General features: G+C 71.9%; 19 protein-coding genes. 16 read left to right on the forward strand and 3 right to left on the reverse strand.

Annotated elements, in window-relative coordinates; all coding sequences use genetic code 11:
• The first annotated feature begins 65 nt into the window (after window positions 1-65).
• The 7 genes from PV734_RS09640 (at window position 66) to PV734_RS09670 (ending at window position 7,516) form a co-directional block, all read left to right on the forward strand.
• Entirely contained in the window at window positions 66-1,136 is a 1,071-nt protein-coding gene (locus tag PV734_RS09640) for a 3-dehydroquinate synthase family protein (RefSeq protein ID WP_319289252.1), read from the forward strand.
• Window positions 1,133-2,539 (forward strand): 3-deoxy-7-phosphoheptulonate synthase, encoded by a 1,407-nt coding sequence (locus tag PV734_RS09645; RefSeq protein ID WP_319289253.1) that lies wholly within the window; start codon window positions 1,133-1,135, stop codon window positions 2,537-2,539. Before PV734_RS09640 ends, PV734_RS09645 begins: the two co-directional genes overlap by 4 nt.
• Window positions 2,536-3,399 carry a shikimate dehydrogenase gene (locus PV734_RS09650; RefSeq protein ID WP_319090953.1) on the forward strand — a complete coding sequence of 288 codons (864 nt, stop codon included), beginning with the start codon at window positions 2,536-2,538 and terminating at the stop codon, window positions 3,397-3,399. Before PV734_RS09645 ends, PV734_RS09650 begins: the two co-directional genes overlap by 4 nt.
• A 225-nt stretch (window positions 3,400-3,624) precedes the next feature.
• Window positions 3,625-4,785 carry a 3-amino-5-hydroxybenzoate synthase gene (gene rifK, locus PV734_RS09655; RefSeq protein WP_319090952.1) on the forward strand — a complete coding sequence of 387 codons (1,161 nt, stop codon included), beginning with the start codon at window positions 3,625-3,627 and terminating at the stop codon, window positions 4,783-4,785.
• Window positions 4,782-5,885, forward strand: coding sequence for a Gfo/Idh/MocA family oxidoreductase (locus tag PV734_RS09660; protein ID WP_319090951.1), 1,104 nt, complete (start codon window positions 4,782-4,784; stop codon window positions 5,883-5,885). Before rifK ends, PV734_RS09660 begins: the two co-directional genes overlap by 4 nt.
• Window positions 5,882-6,580, forward strand: a complete 699-nt coding sequence (locus tag PV734_RS09665; protein ID WP_319090950.1) for an HAD-IA family hydrolase — start codon at window positions 5,882-5,884, stop codon at window positions 6,578-6,580. The genes PV734_RS09660 and PV734_RS09665 overlap by 4 nt, the downstream gene beginning before the upstream one ends.
• A 6-nt stretch (window positions 6,581-6,586) precedes the next feature.
• Window positions 6,587-7,516 (forward strand): ROK family protein, encoded by a 930-nt coding sequence (locus PV734_RS09670; RefSeq protein WP_319289254.1) that lies wholly within the window; start codon window positions 6,587-6,589, stop codon window positions 7,514-7,516.
• A 58-nt stretch (window positions 7,517-7,574) separates the two neighbouring features.
• On the opposite strand, the gene PV734_RS09675 is transcribed toward PV734_RS09670, so the two are convergent.
• Complete coding sequence (locus PV734_RS09675; protein WP_319090948.1) at window positions 7,575-9,212, reverse strand: bifunctional 3-(3-hydroxy-phenyl)propionate/3-hydroxycinnamic acid hydroxylase; 1,638 nt, start codon at window positions 9,210-9,212, stop codon at window positions 7,575-7,577.
• Between the two features lie 191 nt (window positions 9,213-9,403).
• Between PV734_RS09675 and PV734_RS09680 the strand changes: the two genes are divergently transcribed.
• The 6 genes from PV734_RS09680 (at window position 9,404) to PV734_RS09705 (ending at window position 14,327) form a co-directional block, all read left to right on the forward strand.
• On the forward strand, window positions 9,404-10,159 hold the full coding sequence (locus tag PV734_RS09680; RefSeq protein WP_319090947.1) for a thioesterase II family protein: 756 nt from the start codon (window positions 9,404-9,406) through the stop codon (window positions 10,157-10,159).
• Window positions 10,160-10,214: 55 nt separating this feature from the next.
• A complete protein-coding gene (locus PV734_RS09685) occupies window positions 10,215-11,597 on the forward strand; it encodes a cation:proton antiporter (protein ID WP_319090946.1) in 1,383 nt (460 codons plus the stop codon).
• Complete coding sequence (locus PV734_RS09690; protein WP_319090945.1) at window positions 11,594-12,037, forward strand: type II 3-dehydroquinate dehydratase; 444 nt, start codon at window positions 11,594-11,596, stop codon at window positions 12,035-12,037. Before PV734_RS09685 ends, PV734_RS09690 begins: the two co-directional genes overlap by 4 nt.
• Before the next feature lie 40 nt (window positions 12,038-12,077).
• Window positions 12,078-12,770, forward strand: a complete 693-nt coding sequence (locus tag PV734_RS09695; RefSeq protein WP_319289255.1) for an alpha/beta fold hydrolase — start codon at window positions 12,078-12,080, stop codon at window positions 12,768-12,770.
• A gap of 78 nt (window positions 12,771-12,848) precedes the next feature.
• Entirely contained in the window at window positions 12,849-13,421 is a 573-nt protein-coding gene (locus PV734_RS09700; protein WP_319289256.1) for an SRPBCC domain-containing protein, read from the forward strand.
• A 276-nt stretch (window positions 13,422-13,697) separates the two neighbouring features.
• On the forward strand, window positions 13,698-14,327 hold the full coding sequence (locus PV734_RS09705; RefSeq protein WP_319090942.1) for a hypothetical protein: 630 nt from the start codon (window positions 13,698-13,700) through the stop codon (window positions 14,325-14,327).
• Window positions 14,328-14,628: 301 nt separating this feature from the next.
• Here the strand turns inward: PV734_RS09705 and PV734_RS09710 are convergent, their stop codons facing one another.
• Window positions 14,629-15,609 (reverse strand): GlxA family transcriptional regulator, encoded by a 981-nt coding sequence (locus tag PV734_RS09710; protein ID WP_319090939.1) that lies wholly within the window; start codon window positions 15,607-15,609, stop codon window positions 14,629-14,631.
• A gap of 128 nt (window positions 15,610-15,737) precedes the next feature.
• On the opposite strand from PV734_RS09710, the gene PV734_RS09715 reads away from it, so the two are divergent.
• From PV734_RS09715 to PV734_RS09725, 3 genes are read left to right on the forward strand one after another with little or no spacing between them, the layout of a single operon-like run.
• Complete coding sequence (locus PV734_RS09715; protein ID WP_319091323.1) at window positions 15,738-16,703, forward strand: NADP-dependent oxidoreductase; 966 nt, start codon at window positions 15,738-15,740, stop codon at window positions 16,701-16,703.
• Between the two features lie 30 nt (window positions 16,704-16,733).
• Window positions 16,734-17,048 (forward strand): NIPSNAP family protein, encoded by a 315-nt coding sequence (locus PV734_RS09720; RefSeq protein WP_319289257.1) that lies wholly within the window; start codon window positions 16,734-16,736, stop codon window positions 17,046-17,048.
• A 55-nt stretch (window positions 17,049-17,103) separates the two neighbouring features.
• Window positions 17,104-17,550, forward strand: a complete 447-nt coding sequence (locus tag PV734_RS09725; protein ID WP_319289258.1) for a heme-binding protein — start codon at window positions 17,104-17,106, stop codon at window positions 17,548-17,550.
• A 723-nt stretch (window positions 17,551-18,273) separates the two neighbouring features.
• On the opposite strand, the gene PV734_RS09730 is transcribed toward PV734_RS09725, so the two are convergent.
• Window positions 18,274-19,239, reverse strand: coding sequence for a pirin family protein (locus PV734_RS09730; protein WP_319289259.1), 966 nt, complete (start codon window positions 19,237-19,239; stop codon window positions 18,274-18,276).
• Window positions 19,240-19,334: the final 95 nt, after the last annotated feature.

Genomic DNA, 19,334 nt, shown 5'->3' on the forward strand with positions numbered 1-19,334 from the left:
CCCCCCGGGCGGGACGGCGGCCGACCCGGCGTATGACCGGCTTCGACACGACAGGGTGAGGCGGCGTGAGAGAACAGATACCGGTAAACATCGGCGAGCGTTCGTACGATGTGCTGATCGGCTCGGGAGTGCGTTCCTCGCTGGCCGAAGTGATCCAGGGTCTCGGCGCCCGGCGGGTCGCCGTCGTGTCGGCCCGGCCCGCGGAGTGGGTGCCCGACACCGGGGTGGAGACCCTGCTGCTGCCCGCCCGGGACGGCGAGCCGGACAAGAACCTCGCCACCGTCGAGGCGCTGTGCGCGGAGTTCGTACGCTTCGGGCTCACCCGTGACGACGCCGTCGTCTCCTGCGGGGGCGGCACCACCACCGACGTGGTCGGTCTGGCCGCCGCCCTCTACCACCGGGGTGTGCCGGTGGTGCACCTGCCGACGACGCTGCTGGCCCAGGTCGACGCGAGCGTCGGCGGCAAGACGGCGGTCAACCTGCCCGCGGGCAAGAACCTGGTGGGCGCCTACTGGCAGCCCGCCGCCGTCCTGTGCGACACCGACTACCTGGCCACCCTGCCCCGGCGCGAGATGCTCAACGGCCTGGGTGAGATCGCCCGTTGTCATTTCATCGGCGCCGGCGACCTGCGCGGGCTCGGCCTCGCGGAGCGGATCGCCGCCAGTGTGACCCTCAAGGCCGGCATCGTGTCGGCCGACGAACGGGACACCGGGTTGCGGCACATCCTCAACTACGGCCACACCCTCGGTCACGCGCTGGAGGTGGCCGGCGGTTTCACGCTCCGGCACGGCGAGGCCGTCGCGATCGGCACGGTCTTCGCGGGGCTGCTCGCCGGCGCCCTGGACCGGATCGGTCCCGCGCGGGTGGCTGAGCACCGGGAGGTGGTCGAGTTCTACGGCCTGCCCAGTGCACTGCCCGAGGAGGTCGAGGGGGCCGAGCTGATCCGTCTGATGCGCCGGGACAAGAAGGCGCTGCGCGGCCTCGCGTTCGTCCTCGACGGTCCCGGGGGAGCGGAGCTGGTCCAGGACGTGCCCGAACACGTCGTGGCCGACGTCCTCGAACTCATGCCACGGCAGCCCATCGACCGGCTCGTCGAGCCGGTCGGCCTCCACGGAACGGGAGCCCCGGTGGCATGACGCACTCATCGAGGGGAGCGCCCGGCGAGGCCCGGGTCAGGGTCGCGCGGGAGCAGCGGTTGGCGGACCGCCTCGCCGCGGCCCTGGCCCGGCCTGCGGCTCAGCAGCCCCAGTGGCCGGACCCGGCCCGGGCCCGGACGGTGCTGGCCCGGCTGCGCACGGCGCCCCCGGTCGTGGCCGAGGCAGAGACGGCGCGGCTTTCCGAGCGGCTCGCGGCGGTCGCCCGCGGCGAGGCGTTCCTGCTGCAGAGCGGGGACTGCGCGGAGACCTTCGCGGAGACCACCGAACCGCACCTGCGGGCCAATCTCGGACTCCTGAAGCGCATGGCGCAGGTCCTGGCCCACGCCGCCGGGCTGCCGGTGGTTCCGCTCGCCCGTATGGCCGGCCAGTACGCGAAGCCGCGCTCGCAGCCCGTCGACGCGGCCGGTCTGCCGGCCTACCGGGGCGACATCGTCAACTCCGCCGCCCCCTCCCGCGCCGCCCGTACTCCCGATCCGGAGCGGATGCTGCTCGCCCACGGGCACGCGGCCCGCGCCATGGCGGTCGTCCGCCGGGTGGGCGCACAGGATCCGCCGGACCCGCGCGCCGGCATCCTCGCCCACGTCCACGACGCACCCGGCGGCGACCAGTTCGTCCGCGGCGCCGAGGAGGCCGGCCGCGATCCGGGCCCGGGGACCGAGGAGATCTACGTCGGCCACGAGATGCTCCTGCTCGACTACGAGACCGCCCCGCTCCACACCGCCGGGTTCACCACCGGTCCGGAACCGCTGCTCGTCAGTCCGCTCGCGCACTTCCTGTGGATCGGCGAGCGCACGCGGGGTCTCGACGACGCGCACCTCGCCGTCGCCGAACTGCTCGCCAACCCCGTCGGGGTGAAGATCGGCCCGGGCACCACCCCCGAGCAGGCCCTCGCCTACGTCCGCAGACTCGACCCGCACGGAACGCCAGGGCGGCTGACCCTGATCAGCCGGATGGGCCACACCCGGGTCCGCGAGGTGCTGCCGCCGATCGTGGAGAAGGTCACCGCCACCGGCCACCAGGTGGTGTGGCAGTGCGATCCGATGCACGGCAACTCCCGGACGACGGCGGATGGTCGCAAGACCCGCCGCTTCGACGACATCCTCGCGGAGATCAGCGGCTTCTTCGAGGTTCACCGCACCCTGGGCACCCATCCCGGCGGTCTGCACCTGGAGGCGACCGGCGAGGACGTCACCGAGTGCCTGGGCGGGGCCCGCGGTCTCGGTGAGGACGACCTGCCGGCCCGCTACCGCACTGCTTGCGACCCCCGCCTGAACGCCGAGCAGGCGATGGAACTCGCCCTCACCGTCGCCGAGTTGCTCACCGCGGCCGGCCGGGCCGCCGGCCCGCGGCCCGCCCTCCACCGCCCCCGGAGCCCGAGATGACCGACACCGACACCGACACCGATTCCGGCGACGGCACCGACACCCCGCCCCAGGCCCCGATCAGCGGCACCACCCGCCTGTACGTCGTCATCGGCGATCCGGTCGCGCAGGTCCGGTCGCCCGGGCTGCTCAACCCGCTGTTCGCCGAACAGGGCGTCGACGCCGTGCTGGTGCCGGTGGAGGTCCGCCCGGACAGCCTGGAGCGGGTTGTCCGCGGTCTGCAGCGGATCGGCAACCTCGACGGCATCTTCGTCACCGTCCCGCACAAGGCCGATGCCGCCCGGCTCGCCGAGCGGCGCAGCCGTGCCGTCGAGATCGCCGGCACCGCCAACGTGCTGCGCCGTGAGGCCGACGGCAGTTGGCTCGCCGAGAACTTCGACGGCTCCGGCTTCGTGGCGGGCCTCGCCCGTGCCGGCCACGAGGTGCGCGGCAGACGGGTCGCGCTGGCCGGGGCCGGCGGGGCGGGCAGCGCCATCGCGGCGGCGCTGCTGACGGCCGGCGCGGACCGGCTCGCCGTCACCGACCCGGACCGGCCCAAGCTGGACGCACTCGTCGACCGGCTCGCCGGGTACTGGCCCGGCCGCGTCCACGCCGCCGCCGAACCACCCCTGTACGACAGCGACCTCGCCATCAACGCGACCCCGCTCGGGCTGCGGCCCGGCGACCCGCTGCCGTTCCCGCCCGCGGACCTCGCTCCCGGCTCGGTGGTGGCCGACATCATCATGAAGCCCCACGAGACGCCCCTGCTGCGACAGGCCGCCGCCCTCGGACACCACATCCACCACGGCATCCACATGCTGACCGGTCAAGTGGACTCCTACTGCGCGTTCTTCGGCCTGCGCGCGCCCGCGAACGGCTGACGCACACGCCCGGAAAACCTTCGTCGCCGGCCGGTCCGTACCCGGCCGGCGACGACTACCAGACCGGGGGATGCGGGGTCCTACGGGCGGTGCCTACGGTGAAAGTCGCACCTTCCTGTGTGTGATCCCCGGGGTGAAACGTTCCGTCGGCCACGTGCCCCGCCCGCTTTATGTCGCCCGTCGGCCATCGGCCGAGAAATGTCCGAAGCGGAGATTTGGAGATACATGAACGCGCGACCGGCACCGGAGTTCCCCTCCTGGCCGCAGTACGACGACGGCGAGCGCAACGGCCTGATCCGGGCCCTGGAACAGGGCCAGTGGTGGCGCATGGGCGGGTCGGAGGTGGACTCCTTCGAAAGCGAGTTCGCCGACTTCCACGGCGCCCCGCACGCCCTGGCCGTCACCAACGGCACCCACGCCCTGGAGCTGGCGCTGCAGTGTCTGGGCGTCGGCCCGGGCACCGAGGTCATCGTCCCGGCCTTCACCTTCATCTCCTCGTCGCAGGCCGCTCAGCGGCTCGGCGCGGTCGCCGTCCCCGTCGACGTCGACCTCGGCACGTACAACATCGACGTGGCCGCGGCAGCCGCCGCCGTCACCCCCCGCACCAAGGTGATCATGCCGGTGCACATGGCCGGGCTCATCGCCGACATGGACGCGCTGGACAAGCTCTCCGCCGACACCGGCGTCACCCTGCTGCAGGACGCCGCCCACGCACACGGCGCCCGCTGGCAGGGCAAACGGGTCGGCGAGTTCGGCACGGTCGCCGCGCTCAGCTTCCAGAACGGCAAACTCATGACCGCAGGCGAGGGCGGCGCGCTGCTCTTTCCCGACGAGGAGACCTACGAGGCCGCCTTCCTGCGGCACAGCTGCGGCCGGCCGCGTACCGACCGCCGCTACATGCACCAGACCGCCGGCACCAACATGCGGCTCAACGAGTTCTCCGCGTCCGTGCTCCGTGCTCAACTGGGCCGCCTCGACGCCCAGATCGCGCTGCGCGAGCAGCGCTGGACACTGCTGTCCCGACTGCTCGGCGAGATCGACGGTGTCGTGCCCCAGGGCGAGGACCCGCGCGCCGACCGGAACTCCCACTACATGGCCATGTTCCGGATACCCGGCATCTCCGAGGAGGGCCGCAACGCCCTCGTCGACACGCTGGTCGACGCCGGCCTGCCCGCCTTCGCCGCCTTCAGGGCGATCTACCGCACCAACGCCTTCTGGGAGACGGCCGCGCCCGACACCACCGTCGACAAGCTCGCCGAAAGCTGCCCGAACACCGAGGCGATCAGCACCGACTGCGTCTGGTTGCACCACCGGGTCCTGCTCGCCTCCGAGGAGGCCCTCCACGCCACGGCCGAGATCATCGCCGACGCCGTGGCCGCCCGGTGAGGGTCCGGGCCGCCGTCGTCGGGCTGGGCTGGGCGGGCCGCGAGCTGTGGCTCAGACTGCTGCGCGAGCACGAGGACTTCGAGGTGGTCGCTGTCGTCGACCCTGACCCGCGCTCCCGGGCTGCCACCGTCGCGGCGACCGGCCTGCCCGCCCACGCCACCGTGGACGCCCTCGACCCTCGCACGGTCGACGTCGCCGTCGTCGCGGTGCCCAACCATCTGCACGCCGAGGTGGCGGCGGACCTGCTCCGCCAGGGGATCTCCGTCTTCCTGGAGAAGCCGGTCTGCCTGACCGGCGCCGAGGCCGACGCGCTCGCCGAGGCCGAACGGGACGGCGGGACACTGCTCGCCGGCAGTGCCGCCGCCCACCGCGGCGACGTCCGGGAACTCGCCGGACTGCTGCCCGAACTCGGCCGGATCCGCCATGTCGGCCTGGCCTGGGTCAGGGCGCGCGGAGTGCCGCAGCCGGGCGGCTGGTTCACCCAGCGCAGCAAGGCCGGCGGTGGCGTGCTCGTCGACCTCGGCTGGCATCTGCTCGACGTCCTCACCTCCCTCCTCGGCCCCGCCCCCGTCGTCCAGGTGATCGGCTCGGTCTCCGACGACTTCGTCAACAGCGGTGCCTGGTCCGCCGCCTGGCGTGAGGACCGGGCCACCGACGTCCCGGCCGGCGACGTCGAGGACACCGCCCGCGGCTTCCTCGTCCGAGAGGACGGCATCTCGGTCTCGCTGCGGGCGAGTTGGGCTTCGCACGAGGCGCTGGACGCCTCCGTCGTCACCATCGAGGGCAGCGCGGGAACGGCACGGCTGCACTGCACCTTCGGCTTCAGCCCCAACCGGGCCCCCGAACCGGTGCTCACCCTCACCCGGGAAGGCACCACACAGCGCATCCCGCTGCCCACCGAACCCATCGGTGTCGAGTACGGACGGCAGCTCGACGGCCTCGCCGGGCTCCTGGCCGACCCGGGCCGGCGCGGCCTGGCCGTCGCCCAGGCCCGCAGCACCGTGCGGCTGGTCGAAAACTTCTACGCATCGGCGCGCGCCGCCCGACCGGTGGACCGCGCCGACGACTCCACCACCTACAAGGAGGTGCGGACCGCATGACCACAGAGTCGGAACACCACGCGGGAACGAGCACCGAGCAGCAGCCCACGGTCCCCAGGCAGGCCGTCGTCTTCGACCTCGACGGGGTCGTCGTCGACAGCTTCGCGGTGATGGGCGAGGCGTTCGCCCTCGCCCATGCCGAGGTCGTCGGCGACGGCCCGGCGCCCTTCGAGGAGTACCAGCGTCACCAGGGCCGCTACTTCCCCGACATCATGCGGATCATGGGCCTCCCGCTGGAGATGGAGGAACCCTTCGTCCGCGAGAGCTACCGGCTGGCCGACCGCGTCCAGGTGTACGACGGTGTCGTCGACGTGCTGCGGACGCTGAACGAGCGCGGCCTCAGGCTCGCCATCGCCACCGGCAAGGCCGGTGTGCGCGCCCGGTCCCTGCTCGAAGTCCTCGGCCTGCTCCCGTACTTCGCCCATGTCATCGGCTCCGACGAGGTACCCCGGCCCAAGCCCGCCCCCGACATCGTCAGGCGCGCACTCGAACTCCTCGACGTCCCCGCGGACCGGGCCGTCATGATCGGCGACGCCCCCACGGACCTGGCCAGCGCCCAGGGCGCCGGCGTCACCGCCGTCGCCGCACTCTGGGGCTGCCACGACGGGGCGGAACTGCTCGCCGCCGGCCCCGACGTCGTCCTGCGACGGCCCGCCGACCTGCTCGCCCACTGCCCGGCCCTGCCCGGGCACTGAACCGGAATGGCAGCCGTACCACCGCCGTGGCATCTGGGCATCGACATAGGAGGCACGAAGGTCGCCCTGCGCGCGGAGTCGGCGGGCGGCCGCACCGAGGAGCACCTGTTCCCCTGGCCGCACGACGACGGCGGCCCGGACCGCGATCTGGCCCTGCTGGCGGACGGTGTCGCCACCCTGACGGCCCGTACGGGTGACGGTTTCCAGGCGGTGGGGGTCGCCATGCCCGCCACGGTCGGCCCGGACGGGCGGGTCGCCGCCTGGCCGAGCCGGCCGTCCTGGACCGGCCTCGCGCTGGGCCCGGCACTGCACGCCCTCGTGCCGGGCGCGGTCATCGCCTGGGCGGACGACGGCGACGTGGGCGCCCTCGCCGAGGCCGAGGCGGCCGACTGCGCCGATCTGCTCTACGTCGGCGTCGGCACCGGCATCGGCGGCGGCCTGGTCCTGGGCGGCCGACTCTGCCCCGGGCCGGGCCGGGGCTCCTTCGAACTGGGGCATCTGGTCGTCGCGCCGGGCGGCCCCAAGTGCGTGTGCGGCCGCCGGGGCTGCCTCCAGGCGATCGCCTCCGGCCCGGCCACCCTGGCCCGAGCCGGTGAACTCCGCGGTCGACCGGTCGCCCACGGGGAGCTGGGCGAAGCCCTCCGTGCCGCCCGGCCATGGGCCACGGCCGCCGTCGACGCCACCTGCGAGGCCCTGGCCACCGCCATCATGGGTGTCACCGAACTGCTCCACCCCGGCCTGGTGGTGATGGGCGGCGGCTTCACGGCAGGCATCGACAACCTGGTCGACCGCACGGCCACCCACCTGGCACCGCTGTCCCGCCCGGGCCGCCCCGCGCCACCCGTCGCCCCGGCGCGCCTGGGCGGCCTCTCCTCCCTACGGGGTGCGGTGCTCCTGGCCCGAACCGTCACCGACAGGGCCGTACCGCTGCCATAGTCGCCCCGCCGCCGCTACCGAGGTCGGGCCGGGGCCCGTACCCTCCGACCGGGCCCGGTCAGGCCCCACTTCCTCCCGCACCCGCCGGAACGCCCGCGCCCAGATGGGCCCGCAGGCCGTCCACCAGGACCGCCGCCGCCTCTGGGCCCGCCGCCGCGCCGTAGACGTGGTAGTCCGGGCGGACCAGCACCGCGTCGGCCCCGTGGCGGGCCAGGAACGCGCGGTAGACACCGCCCACGTCGGCCACCGCACCGCCCTGCGGCATCCCGTCCTCGGGCAGCAGCCGTACCACGTGCGTGCCCAGGTCCGTCAGGAACGCCGACCGCTCCTCGTCGAGGCCGGCGTGCGCGCCCGGTGCGAGCAGCAGGACGAAACCGCGGCCGATCACGTCGTCGAACAGGCCGGTGCCGCCCGGGCCGCGTACCCGGCCCTGGGGGATCACCTCGCCGGCCGGAGCCGCGGGTGAGCCGTCGCCCGCCCGGTGCAGGAGCCCCTGGGTGAGGGGCTTGGCCGGGTCCGGGACCGTCGGACCGCGACCGCGTCGGCCAGCCAGGATCGTGGCGTCGCGCTCGGCCGCGGCCGTGGGGTCCGTCACGCAGATCACCCGGCCCAGCTGGACGGAGGACAGGATCGACTCGTGCACCTGCGCGCGGCGTTCCTCGGTATAGGTGTCGAGGAGCGACTTCGGTGCGAGGCCGCCCAGCACCAGGTCCAGCTTCCACGCCAGGTTGACGACATCGCGGATGCCCGAGCACATGCCCTGCCCGGCGAACGGCGGCATCAGATGGGCGGCGTCCCCGGCCAGCAGCACCCGGCCCGCCCGCCACCGGTCGGCCCAGCGGGCCTGGAAGATGTACGTGGTGCTGCGCAGCAGGGTCGCGGTGTCGGGGGTGACCCCGTAGGGGGCGAGGAGCCGCCAGGCGGTCTCTTCCCGGTTCAGCTCCGCGGCCCGCTCGCCGGGCAGTCGCATGAACTCCCAGCGCCGGTGCCCGGGACCGCTGCCGACCAGGGTGGTCGGCCTGGCCGGGTCGCAGATCTGGACGTTGGTCGGAACGAATTCGCCCGGTTCGCGCAGCTCCACGTCGCACAGCAGCCACTCGTAGGAGAAACCCAGGTCGGTGACCGGCACGTCCAGGTGGTGCCGGACGAAGCTGTTGGCGCCGTCGCAGCCCACCACCCAGCGTGCGGTGTACGTCCGGGCCGCGCCGTCCTCGTCCTCGGCCGTGACCGCGACCCGGTCCTCCCGCTCCTCGATCCCCACCACCTGACGGCCCCGCACCACCGTGACGCCGGGCAGCTCGGAGGCCCGCGCGGCCAGCAGTTCCTCAAGGGCCGGCTGGTGCATGGTGTTGGCGTCCGGCCACCCGTAGGGGCCCTCGGCGCGGAAGGCGATGTCGAGGAGGATCTCGGCGGCGGCCGTGCGCCACTGGTAGCCGCCCGCGGGCTCGGTGATCCGGCCGAGGCCCGCGCCCGTCCCGCAGCCGGCGAGCAGCCGCGCCGTCTCGCCGTCGAAGCTCGTCGCCCGGGGAAGGGTGTACGGGCGCCGGCGCCGTTCCAGCACGGTCACCCGCCGACCGCGCTGGGCCAGCAGGACCCCGAGCGTGGCCCCCACGGGCCCGTTGCCGACGACGATGACGTCCGCGTCCAGGTCGGAACGCGCGCCGGCGGGTCGTTCGTACGATGACACCTCGGGCACGGGAAACCCCTCGTCGCAGGGTGGCCGGCGCATGCACAACTGCCGTGCCGGGAACGGCGCAAGACTAGCCAGCCGTACCGGCGTTCGGGCCGTTCGAAGGCCAGGGCTATCAGATCTGGGGATACCCGGCGCCGCCCGCACGACCCTAGGGTTGCGGTATTCCCCCACCGACCACGAGGAGCTCCTCCGGCATGCCTCAAGCAACGGCGCACTTCGAGAAGTGGGTGAGCGTCACCCACCCCGCGCCGCAGAGCCCCGTGCGGCTCACCTGCCTGCCGTACGCGGGCGGCTCCGCAAGCTTCTTCTTCCCGGTCGCCCGGGCCCTGCACCCGTCGGTGGAGGTGCTGGCCGTCCAGTACCCGGGCCGCCAGACCCGGATCCACGAGCCGATGATCGACAACATCCCCGAGTTCGCGGACGAGATCTTCGCCGCGCTGCGGAACCTGGACGACAAGCCGATGGCCCTGTTCGGCCACAGCATGGGCGCGGTCCTCGCGTACGAGGTGGCGCTGCGCATGCAGGACGCCGGACTGCCCATGCCGGTACGGCTGTTCGCGTCCGGCCGACGGGCACCGTCCCGCTACCGTGACGAGCGGGTGCACGCCGCGAGCGACGCCGACGTCGTGGCCGAGATCAGAGCGCTCAGCGGCACCGACGAGACGCTGTTGGGCGACCCGGAGGTGCTGGCGATGATCCTGCCGGCCATCCGCAGCGACTACACCGCCATCGAACGGTACCGGCACGAGCCCGGACGCCGTCTCGACTGCCCGGTCACCGTGCTCACCGGCGACAGCGACCCTCGGGTCTCCCTCGACGAGGCCGAGGACTGGGCGCGGCACACCACCGGGCCGAGCGAGGTGAAGGTTTTCCGGGGCGGCCACTTCTTCCTCGCCGACCGGGCTTCCGAGGTCATCGACCTGGTGGCCGCGCGGCTGGGACCGTCCTGACGGACCGAGGAACCCCGGGCCCGCAGGACCGCGCGACCGACCGCTGACCCTCCACGTGAGAGAAGCCGAGATGCCCCTCGCCGCCCCTGTGCCGACGATCGGCCAACACGCACTCCTGGTGTTCCTGCTCCAGGTCGCGTTCCTTCTGCTGCTCGCCCTGGTGCTCGGCCGGCTGGCGATGCGGTTCCGCCTGCCCGCCGTCACCGGCGAGCTCGCTGCGGGCGTCCTTGTCGGCCCGTCCCTCCTGCAACCTCTGCTGCCCGGCTTCTCCGACTGGCTGCTGCCCCAACAGGCCGAGCAGATGAACCTGCTGGACGCGGTCGGCCAGTTGGGCGTGCTGCTGCTGGTCGGTGTCACCGGCGCCGAGATGAACTTCGCCCTGGTCAGGCGGCGCGGTCTCACCGCGGCCAAGGTCAGCGCCGCGGGCCTGCTGCTGCCGCTGGGCCTCGGTATCGCCACCGGCTACCTGCTGCCGGGGTCGTTCGTGCCCGACGGCACCACCCCGACCGTCTTCGCCCTGTTCCTGGGTGTGGCGATGTGCGTGAGCGCCCTCCCGGTGATCGCCAAGACCCTGCTCGACATGAAACTGCTGCACCGCGACATCGGCCAGCTGATCCTCTCGGCCGGAGTGGTGGACGACGTGGCGGGCTGGTTCCTGCTGTCCGTCGTCTCCGCGATGGCCACCGTCGGACTGACCGCCGGTGTCGTCGCCACCTCCGTCCTCTACCCGGTGGGCGTCGTCCTGTTCGCGGCGCTGATCGGCCGCCCGCTGGTGCGGGCCGCGCTGCGGTGGGCAGGACGCGCCGAGAGCGCCATGCCGACGGTCGCCACGGTCGTCGTCCTGATCCTGTTCAGCGCGGCGGCCACCCAGGCGATGCACCTGGAGGCCATCTTCGGCGCCTTCGTCTGCGGCGTGCTGATCGCCACCAGCGGCGTGGTGGACCCGGAGAAACTGGAACCGCTGCGGACCCTGGTCCTCGCCGCCCTCGCCCCGCTCTTCTTCGCCACCGCCGGACTGCGCATGGACCTCACCGCGCTGGCCCGGCCTTCCGTCCTGGGCGCGGCTGTCGCGGTGCTCGCCGTGGCCGTGGCCGGCAAGTTCGGCGGCGCGTTCATCGGAGCCCGGCTCAGCAGGCTCAACAGGTGGGAGGCGCTGGCCCTCGGTGCCGGCATGAACTCTCGCGGTGTCGTCGAGGTGATCGTGGCGATGACCGGGCTCCGCCTCGGCGTCCTGAACACCGAGACGTACACGATCGTCGTCCTGGTCGCCATCGTCACCTCCCTGATGGCGCCGCCCATCCTGCGGTACGCGATGGCCCACGTCGAGGAGACCGCCGGGACCAGGCTCGGCATGGATCCCCCGACCGCCACCCCCCAGGGAACCCCAGACCACGGACCGGATGCGGTTCGGACCTTTGAACACCGAGGTGACGCATGAGCACGATGCTCCTACTGAACGGACCCAACCTCGGCATCCTGGGCCGCCGGGAGCCGGAGCTGTACGGCACCGACACCCTGGCCGACATCGAGCAGGCGGTCGCCGACGAGGTGAGCGAGCAGGGCTGGAAGGTCCTCTCCGTCCAGCGGGAGTCGGAGGGCGAGCTGGTGAGCGCCATCCACGAGCACGGGCCCGACAGCGTCGGCGCCGTGGTCAACCCGGGCGCCCTGATGATCGCCGGCTGGAGCCTGCGGGACGCCCTCGCGAGTTATGAGCACCCGTGGATCGAGGTGCACCTGAGCAACGTGTGGGCGCGGGAGCGGTTCCGGCACGAGTCGGTCATCGCCCCCCTGGCCTCCGGCGTCGTGGTCGGCCTGGGCGCGTTCGGCTACCGCCTGGCGGCCCGCGCCCTGCTGCACGTGACCGGCGCGGGCCGATGACCATGCCACGGGAAGAAGTCGGGAAAGGAAGCCCTGGACGATGAGGCTCACACTCCACGAGGTCGGCGACGGTGACAAGGTCGCGCTGCTCGTTCACAGCATCATCTCGTCGTCGGACACCTGGAGCCGGGTGGCAGCACGGCTCGCCGAGCGCGGCTACCGGGTGATCATGCCGGACCTGCGCGGTCACGGCGACAGCCCGAACGCCGAGGAGTACACGCCCGAGCTCTTCGCCGCCGACCTGGTGCAGTCGCTGCCGGCCGGCGCCGATCTCGCGATCGGCCACTCCTTCGGCGCGTCGGTGCTCTCCCTGGCGGTGGCCGAGCTGAGTCCCTCCCGGGTGGTCTACAGCGATCCGGCCTGGCGGTTCACCGACAAAGCGGTGGCCGAGATCAAGGAGTTCGCGCAGTTCACCAAGGTGACCACGGCCGAGGTGATGCGGCAGATGTTCCCACGCTGGCTGCCCGAGGACATCGAAGCCGAACTCGCCGCGTACAAGCGCTGGGACATACGCGCTGTGGACTGGCTGGACAGCACCGTCGAGTTCGTGCCCGAGCGGCCTCTCGTCCCCTCGCTGGTCCAGGGCGCCGGCGACCATCACCTCGTACCGGACGACCTCGCAGAGCGGCTGCGCGCGGTCGGCTTCGAGGTCCGCCACGTGGCGGACACCGGTCACTGCATCCACCGCGACGACCTGGAGGGCTTCCTCACGTCACTCGACGACTGGATCTGACACATCATCAACTCCCGTTCACACGTGCGGTATCCGGCCCGCCGGACACCGCACGTAGAGCGTGTTAGGGTCGCCGACATGAGTGCGGGCAAGATCGAAAACGTCACTGCGGACACCTCCCCGGCCGACGAGAACGAACCGGTCAGGCACGGTTCGTTCGAGCTGCGGGTGCACATCGACGCCCCGCCGGAACGGGTGTTCGCGGCCTTCGCCGAGCCCGAACTGCGCGTTCGCTGGTTCAAGCTGCCCGGGCCGCCCCGCACCGCCGAACACGAGCTGGACTTCCGTGTCGGCGGCGGCGAGCGGGCGCGCAACCGCGTCGTCTCCGAGGACATGGACGAGCGGGTCGAATACCGCTCGCGGTTCCTCGACCTGGAGCCGGCGGAGCATCTCGTGTACGTCTACGAGGCGTATGTGAACGACGTGCGTCGCTGGGTGTCCCTGGTGACCGTTCGGCTGGCCGCACAGGACGGCGGAACCCGCCTGGACTGGATCGAGCAGTACACCTACCTCGTGTTGAGCGGCCCGGACGGAGAGCAGGACTTCGCCCACATCCGAGGCAGCACCCGACTGCTCCTCAACGGCCTCGCCTGGGCTGTCAAGGAAACATCCCAGCGGGACCCTGCCCCCCTCCACGTCCCCGGGAACTGACCGAGCGGATCAGCCCTCCCTGGGGCGAAGCGTGCAGTGACCTCCATATCCGCGGCATTGACGCACTCGTGCGGTCCTCCTCGACGCTTGTCGGATCGGCCTTGGTCCGGCTGAGCCGACCACGGGCGGCAGCGAGCGGTCACCGGCCTCGAACCCGGTGGCAGGGCGGTGACAATCGGGACGGATCCGTAGCGGACGTACAGGGCAACCGTCATGTGTGGTGGTGGGTCGTACGGGGGGCAAGGGCACAAGCCCGCGCATTCGACCGGGGAACCAATGGGGGAGACCATGCAGATCCGTACCCGAGGCATTCGTACCACCGTGGCCGCGCTGGCGGCCGTGGCCGGTGTCGCCGCAGCCGCTGTCCCGGCCGCCGCCACCACGCCGGCCTCCGACACACCCCGGTTCCTGGAGCCTGCCGACCTGCCGCCCCACCCGTCCTCGCCGTGGTACGCCGGAGCGGTCACGGCCGGCCAGCCCGACCCGCTGCCGATGTGCGTGGGCGACGCGCTGCCGTCCACCACCACGCACCGGGAGTACTGGACGGAGTACGACACGAACGCCCAGCAGCTCACGGTCGAGGGGCGCAGCGAACAGTGGGCGAAGGACTTCGCGGCGCTGCTGCGCAAGGACCTGGCCGGCTGCGCGAAGAAGCTCATGCAGCAGGACCCGGACATCACGGCGACGCAGAAGTACTACGGCCGGCTGAACGTCGAGGAGGGCGCCGATGTCTACGGCATCCACACAGCCTCCACCTGGGGCTCCTCCGACATCAACCTCTTCTCGGTCGGCCGCGACGGCGCCACCGTGACGGTCGTCCGGTGGGGCCAGATGGGTACCTTCCAGCACGCCCAGGTGGCCGACTTCAAGGCCACGACCGTCACGGCGGTGAAGAAGCTGTACTGAGCTTTCCTTTCATGGCGTGGCCCAGGCCTGAAGATGCGGCGCGGCACCAGCACGGTGCCGCGCCGCGTTCTCAGTCCTGGGCCACGCGTACAACTGGATGAGCCACTCCCAGTTCTCCCCGCGGCGTAAGCGGCGTATCGGGCAGCGAAGGTGCGTGGAGCGGGGCTCCGTCACAGCCCTTCACCTCGCCGACATGGTGTCCGGGACTTTGCCCTTGAATTAGTGGTAGAGGGCAGCAGGAGCCACTCGACGCGCCGGGTGATGGGTGGGGCGTTGTCGCAGCCCTGACCCGGCTGGGTGGTCACCGTGCCGTCATCGGCTCCGGTGCGCTGTGCGCGCGACGGTAGGCCAGTGGTGACAGGCCCAGGTACGTGTGGAACTGCTTGCGCAGGGCGACGGGATCGCCGAAGCCGCAGACGGTGGCGATCCGTGCGACGGTCAGGTCGGTGGACTCCAGCAGCAGGCGCGCGTGCGCCAGCCGCCGCTGCGCCAGCCACTTCAGCGGGCTGCTGCCCACCTCACTGCGGAACCGTCGGGTGAAGGTGCGCATGCTCATGTGCGCGTGCCGGGCCATGTCCTCCAGCGTGACCGGTTCGGCCAGCCGGTCCAGCGCCCACTGCCGGGTCGCCGAAGTGGAACGGTCGGTGTCCTGCGGAACCGGGTGCTCGATGAACTGGGCCTGCCCGCCCTCGCGCCACGGCGCCACGACGCAGCGCCGTGCGGCGGCCGAGGCCACCGCCGCCCCGTGGTCCAGACGGACCAGGTGCAGGCACAGGTCGATGCCGGCCGCTCCGCCGGCGGACGTCAGGATGCGTCCGTTGTCGACGAACAACACGTCCGGATCGACCTCGACGTCGGGGAACCGCCGCGCCAGCGCGTCACACAGCCCCCAGTGCGTGGTGGCCCGCTGACCGTCCAGCAGACCGGCCGCCGCGAGCAGGAAGGCCGAGGTGCACAGGCTGACGATGCGGGTTTGCGGCCCTATCCGGTCCAGCGCCGCGGCGAGTTCCTCGGGGAGCGCGCCGGTCGCGAGCAGCTGCTCGCTGGGCTCCTGCGTGGCGAGAACGACGGTGTCCGCGGTCTCCAGCACCGACTCGTCGTGGTCGACGACGATCCGGTAGTCCTCGTGCGTGCGCACCGGCCGGCCGCCGAGGGAACAGGTGCTGACGGAGTACAGACGGGTCCCATCCGGTTCACAGGCCTCGTTGAACACCCTGGCCGGGATGCCCAGGTCCAGCGGCAGGACTCCGTCGAGGGCGAGAACGACAACACGATGCGTCATGGCCGGAATGGTACGACAGATGTCCTTCCGGCCACTCACCCGCCTCTGCGGGCACACGCCACTGTTTCTTGTGCCGGGACCGCGGTCCCGGCACAAGAAGGCGTGAGACGGACATGAGCGAGGACAACATGAGCGAGCGGACCATGCGGGCAGTCACCATCAGCGAGTTCGGCGGAGCGGAGGTGCTGACCGTCGAGGAGGTCGCGCGCCCCGAGCCGCTGCCGACCGAGGTGCTGGTACGGGTGCACGCCGCCGGGATCAACCCGGTGGACTGGAAGACCCGCGAGGGCCAGGGCATGGCGGGGCTGCAGACGCTCCCGCTGACCCTGGGCTGGGACGTGTCCGGTGTCGTCGAGGAGGTCGGCTTCGGCGTCACCACCCTGAAGGTCGGCGACGAGGTCTACGGCATGCCGTGGTTCCCGCGCGCCGCCGGCGGCTACGCCGAGTACGTGACCGCCCCGGCCCGCCAGTGGGCCCGCAAGCCGGCCGCCCTCGACCACATGCACGCGGCCGCCGTGCCGCTGGCGGCGCTGACCGCCTGGCAGACCGTGGTCGACACCGCCCACCTCCAGGCCGACCAGCGCGTCCTGATCACGGCCGCCGCCGGCGGGGTGGGCCACTTCGCGGTCCAGTTCGCCCGGCACCTGGGCGCCCACGTGATCGCCACCGCCAGCGCCGCACGCCACCCCTGGCTCAAGGAACTCGGCGCCGACGAGACCATCGACTACACCACCACCCACTTCGAGGACGTCGTCAAGGACGTCGACGTCGTCATCGACCTGGTGGGCGACGCCCACGACCGGACCAGCACCCGCTCGCTGAAGGTCCTGCGCCCGGGCGGCCTGCTGGTCGCCGTCCCGGCCGGTGTCTCCCCGGAACTGGCCCAGGCCGCCGAGGCAGCCGGAGTGCGCCTCACTGCGTATCTGGTCGAGCCGGACGGTACCGCGCTGACCACGATCGCCGGCCTGATCGACGCCGGTGAGGTCGCCGTCGAGGTGGAGGAGACCTTCCCGCTGGAGCAGGTCGGCACGGCCCACGCCCACGTCGAGGCCGGCCGCACCCGCGGCAAGGTCGTCCTCACCGTGACCGACTGACCTTCCCTGCAAGCAGTCAGGAGCAGCACCGTGTACTACGAGATCCGCCGCTACCAGGTGCAGCCCGGGCGCCGCGAGGAGCAGGTGCGCTACATGGAGGATGTGGTCATGCCGTTCCAGGCCTTGCTGGGCATGGACGTGTCCGCCTCCTTCGTCGACGCCGAGGACGGCTACGTGTGGATCCGCCGGTTCGAGGACGAGGCCCAGAGTGAGGCCCTGTACACAGCCGTGTACGAGCACGACCGCTGGAAGAACGAGATCGGCCCGGTCGTCTACGGCCTGCTGATCTCCGAGAAGTCCGTCGTCACCCGCGTGGTCCCCACCCCGGCCTCACCCCTGCGGTGACCTGGCTTGCGGCCCCTCCACCCGACGCGCACAGCACAGCAACAAAGGAATATTCATGAGCACCGTCACAGTCCAGAAGTCGGCCCCCGCCTCGTCAATCACCCAGGCCGCCGCCGGCGCACTCATCGCGGCAGTACACACCGCCGCTGCCCGGATCGGCTTCACGGCGGCCGTCGCCGTCACCGACCAGGGCGGACATCTGAAGGCGTTCGATCGGGCCGACGACGCGCCCTTCCTCACCGGCGAGGTCGCCGTCGACAAGGCCTGGACCGCGATCTCCTTCCGTATCCCCACCCATACGTGGAACGACCTGCTCGTCAACCCGCAAATCGCGCCGCTGGGCGGCCACCCTCGTGTGCTGGCCGTCGGCGGCGGCTACCCGATCATCGAGAACGGCCGGTACGTCGGGAGGCTGGGGATCTCCGGCGGCGACTACGAGCAGGACCAGCAGGCCGCCGAGGAGGCCCTGGCCGCTCTCGGGTTCGACCCGCCCGGTCACTGACCGACACATGGTCGCAACGCCAACTTTCACATTGGACGTGAATGTCAAGTCCCTTGGGCCGGAAAGGCCTGGTGAGGAGGCAGTGGCGGATGGTGGCCATGGCGCGGGGTGCGGTGCCGGCGTGAATGGTCGAGGCATCCTCTGCAACAGCAGGCACGGGACGTCCTCGTGATCATCTGGCTTCGACACCACGTACGTACCAGGTTCCTTGAGTTCTTTGCCCCTGATGGCTCTGGCCGCCGGGTACCCTCGCGAGTTTGTAGCCCATCGAGTTCCCTGGCGATGGGGTGTAGGGGTACGACCAGAACGGACTGGCGCGAGAGTCGAGCCTCGATCGTGTGATCGTTCGCGTGCGGGCTTGTGGTGGTCTGGGCTGTTCGGGCTAACGTGATCGTGCGACCTGGGACACCGGGTACGGCGTCAGCGTGCGGGGCCCCTGCTCCACCAGAGGATGGTTCAGGGCCTCCCTGTCGCCTCCGGCCGTACCCACCTGGCCAGGTCGCGCAGGGAACTGGCCTCCCGGGCCCGGACCACGCACACGATGCGTGTCGCCACCCGGGGTCGAGTACGCCGGGGACCAGCTCGCCCAAGACCGTTCGGGGCGCGCGGCTGACTCACTCTCGCTCAGTCCACAGGAACGGTTGCGCTGCCAGGGATCCCGGTCACTGGACAGGCTGACAGGCGGTCCCGGCCGCTCGGGTCCGCCGGCCCGGGTTGCCCTGGTCAGCGCACCCTTCCCCGCGGCTTCAGCGGCGTCTCGGGCAGAGACGGCGCGCGGAGAGGATCTCCGTCGTAGCCCTTCACCTCGCCGAACCGGGTCCCCTTCGCCCAGTCCTCGCGAGCCTGCACGATCTCCTCCTGTGTACGGCCCACAAAATTCCACCACATGATCAACTCCTCCTCGAACGGCTCGCCGCCCAGGAGCATCACGCTCGCGTCGGACGTGGCGCGCAGCGGGAGTTCCGTGCGGCCGCAGCCGAGGTAGAGCATCGAGCCCGGCAGGACCGGTACCCCGTCGACGTGCACCTCCCCGGACATGGCCAGCACCCCGTACTCGAAGTCGGCCACCAGCGGAAGGCGTACGTCGGCGTCGGCGGCGAGCGTCAGGTCGGCGCCGACGATGGGGGTGTACGTCGTGCCGGGCGAGGTCGCGCCGTCGAGGTCGCCCAGGATCACGGTCGCCGTCACGCCGGGTGCCGTGACCGTGGGCAGACCGGCGTGGTGTTCGAAGCGGGGGTCGGTGTGGCGGTGGTCGTCCGGCAGGGCGACCCACAGCTGCGCCCCGTGCAGGAACCGCGCGTGGGACCTGGGGCTCTCCTCGGAGTGGCTGATGGCCCGGCCGGAGGTCATGAGGCCCAGTTCGCGCGGGCGGATCGTCTGGAGGCTGCTGGTCGAGTCGCGGTGCAGCACCTCGCCCTCGTGCAGCCAGCTCACCGTCTGCAGACCCATGTGGGGGTGCGGCGGCACCTGCATACCGGGTTCGTCGGCGATGTCGTCCGGACCGTAGTGGTCGACGAAGGCCCATGCGCCGATCATGCGCCGTCCGAGGTTCGGCAGCAGCCGGCGTACCTCGGTCCCCTCCCCGAGCTTGACGCGCCGGGGGCTCAGCAGTTCGCGCACGGGTTCGGCGACGACGAATCCACGGCCGCCACAGACGCTGGGTACGGGCGCGCGGTCAAGGTTGCTCATGGCGCACAACCTAGTGCGCCCGCAGGTCCGCGCGCACGGGAGTGGACCCTTGGTGAGTTCTCTTCTGGGCGGGAGGCGGGGTTCGCTTGGTGAAG

The organism is Streptomyces sp. AK08-02 (assembly GCF_033795085.1).
Classification (GTDB): domain Bacteria; phylum Actinomycetota; class Actinomycetes; order Streptomycetales; family Streptomycetaceae; genus Streptomyces; species Streptomyces echiniscabiei.

What these genes read in the sequence shown, in the direction of transcription:
- PV734_RS09645 (WP_319289253.1), top strand. Translation starts at nt 1,133, where the DNA reads ATGACGCACTCATCGAGGGGAGCGCCCGGCGAGGCCCGGGTCAGGGTC.
- PV734_RS09650 (WP_319090953.1), top strand. Translation starts at nt 2,536, where the DNA reads ATGACCGACACCGACACCGACACCGATTCCGGCGACGGCACCGACACC.
- rifK (WP_319090952.1), top strand. Translation starts at nt 3,625, where the DNA reads ATGAACGCGCGACCGGCACCGGAGTTCCCCTCCTGGCCGCAGTACGAC.
- PV734_RS09665 (WP_319090950.1), top strand. Translation starts at nt 5,882, where the DNA reads ATGACCACAGAGTCGGAACACCACGCGGGAACGAGCACCGAGCAGCAG.
- PV734_RS09670 (WP_319289254.1), top strand. Translation starts at nt 6,587, where the DNA reads ATGGCAGCCGTACCACCGCCGTGGCATCTGGGCATCGACATAGGAGGC.
- PV734_RS09680 (WP_319090947.1), top strand. Translation starts at nt 9,404, where the DNA reads ATGCCTCAAGCAACGGCGCACTTCGAGAAGTGGGTGAGCGTCACCCAC.
- PV734_RS09690 (WP_319090945.1), top strand. Translation starts at nt 11,594, where the DNA reads ATGAGCACGATGCTCCTACTGAACGGACCCAACCTCGGCATCCTGGGC.
- PV734_RS09695 (WP_319289255.1), top strand. Translation starts at nt 12,078, where the DNA reads ATGAGGCTCACACTCCACGAGGTCGGCGACGGTGACAAGGTCGCGCTG.
- PV734_RS09700 (WP_319289256.1), top strand. Translation starts at nt 12,849, where the DNA reads ATGAGTGCGGGCAAGATCGAAAACGTCACTGCGGACACCTCCCCGGCC.
- PV734_RS09705 (WP_319090942.1), top strand. Translation starts at nt 13,698, where the DNA reads ATGGGGGAGACCATGCAGATCCGTACCCGAGGCATTCGTACCACCGTG.
- PV734_RS09710 (WP_319090939.1), bottom strand. Translation starts at nt 15,609, where the DNA reads ATGACGCATCGTGTTGTCGTTCTCGCCCTCGACGGAGTCCTGCCGCTG.
- PV734_RS09715 (WP_319091323.1), top strand. Translation starts at nt 15,738, where the DNA reads ATGAGCGAGCGGACCATGCGGGCAGTCACCATCAGCGAGTTCGGCGGA.
- PV734_RS09725 (WP_319289258.1), top strand. Translation starts at nt 17,104, where the DNA reads ATGAGCACCGTCACAGTCCAGAAGTCGGCCCCCGCCTCGTCAATCACC.
- PV734_RS09730 (WP_319289259.1), bottom strand. Translation starts at nt 19,239, where the DNA reads ATGAGCAACCTTGACCGCGCGCCCGTACCCAGCGTCTGTGGCGGCCGT.